This window comes from Microbacterium sp. NPDC055521, assembly GCF_053619695.1.
On sequence record NZ_JBSHJX010000023.1, the window covers coordinates 1 to 3257 of the forward strand.

The 3257-nt window shown below is 72.0% G+C and carries 2 protein-coding genes; both read right to left on the minus strand.

All coding sequences use genetic code 11. The annotated features are described in order from the left end of the window. Positions 1-76 precede the first annotated feature (76 nt). Positions 77-2458, minus strand: a complete 2382-nt coding sequence (locus tag ACWGSM_RS13495) for an ATP-binding cassette domain-containing protein (protein ID WP_452323426.1) — start codon at positions 2456-2458, stop codon at positions 77-79. Between the two features lie 79 nt (positions 2459-2537). After that, the gene (locus ACWGSM_RS13500; protein ID WP_452323427.1) at positions 2538-3080 is read right to left on the minus strand and encodes an ECF transporter S component; all 543 of its coding nucleotides are present in this window, start codon (positions 3078-3080) and stop codon (positions 2538-2540) included. Between the last annotated feature and the right edge of the window lie 177 nt (positions 3081-3257).

The window sequence follows — 3257 nt, forward strand, 5'->3', positions numbered from 1 at the left end:
GTGCGGGTTCCCGACGTCGGGAACCCGCACTTTCCATCTCTGAGCGGGGTTGTCTGAGCGGGGAGGCCCTCGGCGGTCAGGTCGGCTGCCAGGGGAAGGTCAGGGCGAACACGACGGCGGATGCCAGCAGCACGGCCGCCGTGAAGACCGTGTCGCGGGCGCGCCACGGCACGACATGCCGTTCGGTTCGGGTGGGATGCGCGCCGAAGGCGCGGGCATCCATCGACAGGGCGACCCGCTCGGCATGCCGGATGCCGGATGCCAGCAGCGGCACGATGTATCCCCAGCCTCGCGCGAGCCGGGCGATCGGACCGCGACCGTCGCCCTGCCCGCGCACACGATGCGCGGCGCGGATGATCGACAGCTCGTATCCGAACCGCGGCACGAAGCGGTAGGCGGCCAGCGCGGTGTAGCCGATCCGGTACGGCACGCGCAGCTGCTGCACGGTGGCCCGCACGAGGTCGGGCCCGCGGGTGGTCAGCCCGCCGATGAGTGCGAGGGCGAGGATGGCGGCCAGGCGCAGCGCGGTCGCCAGGCCGCTGAGCAGCGCGCCGGAGTGCAGCGTCCACTCGCCGATCCGCACGAGCGCGGCGGTGTCGGCAACCTGCTCTGCGTCGACCCACACCCCGAACCCGACGCTGAGCACGGCGACGCCCAGCGGCACGCCGAGCAGCAGCACACCGGCGGTGCGCGCGGTGAGCCTGGCGCCGGCGAGTATCACCGCGTAGGCCAGCGCGAGGAAGATCGCCGGCGTGAGCAGGTCGCGGGTGAACGCGAGCAGCGCCATCGCCGGAAGTACGGCGCCGAACTTGGCGAGCGGGTTGACGCCGTGCAGCCAGAAGCGCGCCGGAGCGGGCACATCGGCGTACGGGTCGATCGGAGTGGGCTCGGTCGCCGGGGCGACCGCGGTGCCTGCGGAGGCGGATGCCGGGGCATCCGGGTCGGTCTGCGCGAGCACCTCTGCCGCGGGGCCGACGGCGATCACCTCGCCGTCGCCGACCAGCACCGCATGGGTCGCGTACTCGGCGATCAGCCGGCGGTCGTGCGTCACGATCACGACGGTCGTGCCTGCTCGCTGCAGCTCCTGCAGCATGCCGAGCAATTCGGCGGCCCGCGCTCTGTCTTGGCCGAACGTCGGCTCGTCGAGCGCGATCACGGCGGGGCGAGTGATCAGCGCGGTGCCGACCGACAGTCGCCGCTTCTCGCCCCCGGAGAGCAGGAACGGATGCATGTCGGCCTTCGCCGTCAGTCCGAAGCGGGCCAGCATCTCGTCGACGCGCTCGTCGACCTCGGCGGGCTCGACCCGCTGCAGGCGCAGACCGTGTGCGAGCTCGTCGCGCACGGTGCCCGCGATGAACTGGTGCTCGGGGTTCTGGAACACGAAGCCGGCGTGCGAGGCGAGTTCGCGGGGGGAGGCGCGCCCGGCATCGAGCCCGTCGATCAGCACCCTGCCGCGCGTCGGCGTCGCCACGCCGCCGAGCGCCTGCAGCAGTGTGGTCTTGCCTGCGCCGTTCGCCCCCATGATCGCGGTGAACGACCCTCGGGCGATGTCGAGGTGGGGCACGTCGAGCACGCGGGCACCACGCTTGTCGACGACGAGGTCGCGTGCGGTGATCGCCGGGGCGTGGCCCGGCGCGGCAGCGGGGCGCGTGGTGTCTCCGGCGGGGGGCACCCGGGCGGCGGGCATCCGGGCGGCGGGCGCGAGCACACCCAGCGATCTCAGGGTCTCGGCGCGCTGCTGCAGCGTCTCCCGGGCGGGGCCGTCCAACAGCAGGCGCCCGTCGTGACCCAGCACGATCACTCGGGTCGCGAGGTCGACCGCCGCATCGACGTCGTGCTCGACGAGCACGATCGCGCGCTGCTCGGCATCCCGGACCAGCTCGCCCAGCGCGGCGTACACGTCGCGCACGCCCTGCGGATCGAGATTGGCGGTCGGCTCGTCGAGCACGATGACGCGCGAGCGCAGGGCGAGGGCGCAGGCGATCGCGAGACGCTGACGTCCCCCGCCGGAGAGCAGGTCGGGGTTCCAGCGGCGACGGCTCCACAGGCCCACGCGGCGAAGCGCCTGCTCGGCGCGGGCGAGCAGGTCGGATGCCGGCAGCCGCAGGTTCTCGAGCGCGAAGGCGACCTCGTCGAGCACCGTTCCGGTCACGAGCTGCGAGTCGGGATCCTGGAAGACCGTCGAGACCTCGCCGCTCACCTGGGCGACCGGGGTCGTGCGAGTGTCACGGCCGGACACCTGCACCGAGCCCGTCATCGTCGCATTCTCGACCGACTGAGGGATCAAGCCGTTCAGCGCGAGGGTCAGAGTCGACTTGCCGGATCCGCTCGGACCGAGCAGCAGCACCACTTCGCCCGGATGCACGTCGAACGAGACGTTCTGCAGCGCGGGGTGCGCGGCGCCCTCGTGCGTGACGCTCAGGTCTCGCACGCGGAGCAGGGGCGCGGAAGAGCGCACGGGCGGGTCCTCTGTGAGCGGGCGGTTGCCTCTCAATTTAGTCTGACCCGCCCCTCATGAGGCTGTGAGGGAGCGTCGCTCAGCGTGGGGCGATACCGGCCCGGCGCAGCGCATTGCCGATCGCGATGCCGATCGCCGTCCACGCCACCGGCCCGAGCACCGAGACGATGAGATAGCTCAGCTGCACCCACGGGGTGAATTGCGCCAGGTCGACGACGAAGCCGACCACGATCGCCACAAGCACGCCGATGATCGCCGCCGAGACGAAGAATCGCCAGCGGCCCCAGACGCGATAGCGGGTGAGGGCGGCCACGCCCTCCTGGATCGCGCCGAAGAGCAGAGCGGTGCCGATGTAGCGCATCGCCCACATCGGGGTGAACGCGCTCGAGATGAGCGCCGCGATGACGTGGGTGATCAGCGCCACCATCGGCTTGCGCAGCACCTCCTGCGCGATGATGCCGGGCAGCACGTGCACGCCGAGCACGAGTCCGTACACGAACGGCACGAACGTGATCACGCCGACGGTGATGAGACCGGCGACCCCGCCCAGGATGCCCGTGGCGACGCCGATGGCGGCGCAGACGAGAAGGGTGCGCGTGCTCAGCGCCGGTCGGGATGCCACGCCTCAAGGATATCGGGCGTCCTCGCCTCCGGCCGGTGCGGGGGCCGGAGATACCACCCCGCGGACGGGCCCGCGCGCAACTGGGGTGCCCGTGCCCGGTAGGGCGATACAGTCCGGGGGCCGACACTCCAGATGTCGGACCGTTTCCGCGAGAACGTCCGACATCTGGAGTGTCGG